This is a genomic window from Streptococcus australis, from assembly GCF_047463015.1.
In the GTDB taxonomy this organism is placed as follows: Bacteria; Bacillota; Bacilli; order Lactobacillales; family Streptococcaceae; genus Streptococcus; species Streptococcus australis_F.
Genome location: NZ_JASHER010000018.1, coordinates 1 through 532 on the forward strand (window position 1 = coordinate 1; position 532 = coordinate 532).

Annotated in this window: 5 tRNA genes; all 5 read right to left on the reverse strand. The window is 50.6% G+C overall.

Annotated elements, in window-relative coordinates:
* Positions 1-36: 36 nt before the first annotated feature.
* The 5 genes from QM873_RS09920 to QM873_RS09940 all read right to left on the reverse strand — a co-directional run bounded on the left by QM873_RS09920 (position 37) and on the right by QM873_RS09940 (position 479).
* Positions 37-126 (reverse strand) — tRNA-Ser (locus tag QM873_RS09920).
* A gap of 9 nt (positions 127-135) precedes the next feature.
* Positions 136-207, reverse strand: a tRNA-Glu gene (locus QM873_RS09925).
* Between the two features lie 13 nt (positions 208-220).
* A tRNA-Ile gene (locus QM873_RS09930) sits at positions 221-294 on the reverse strand.
* Between the two features lie 33 nt (positions 295-327).
* A tRNA-Gly gene (locus tag QM873_RS09935) sits at positions 328-398 on the reverse strand.
* An 8-nt stretch (positions 399-406) separates the two neighbouring features.
* Positions 407-479: transfer RNA gene (locus QM873_RS09940), tRNA-Val, on the reverse strand.
* Positions 480-532 lie beyond the last annotated feature (53 nt).

Genomic DNA, 532 nt, shown 5'->3' on the forward strand with positions numbered 1-532 from the left:
CGAGCTACCGAGCTGCTCCATCCCGCGTTAATATTAAGGAGGATGTGGGATTCGAACCCACGCACGCTTTTACACGCCTGACGGTTTTCAAGACCGTTCCCTTCAGCCGGACTTGGGTAATCCTCCAATATAATATAGTCCGTACGGGATTCGAACCCGTGTTACCGCCGTGAAAAGGCGGTGTCTTAACCCCTTGACCAACGGACCATAATATTAAAAATGGGCACGAGTGGACTCGAACCACCGACCTCACGCTTATCAGGCGTGCGCTCTAACCACCTGAGCTACGCGCCCAAGTTAAAAACTTGGTAATGAACAAATGTTCAAAGCGGGTGACGAGAATCGAACTCGCGACAACAGCTTGGAAGGCTGTAGTTTTACCACTAAACTACACCCGCTTGAAAAATGGGAGTTAACGGGATCGAACCGCTGACCCTCTGCTTGTAAGGCAGATGCTCTCCCAGCTGAGCTAAACTCCCAAATGGTCGTTTAACTCACTGGACCCCTGTCGTGCACTGACTTACGTCAGTTT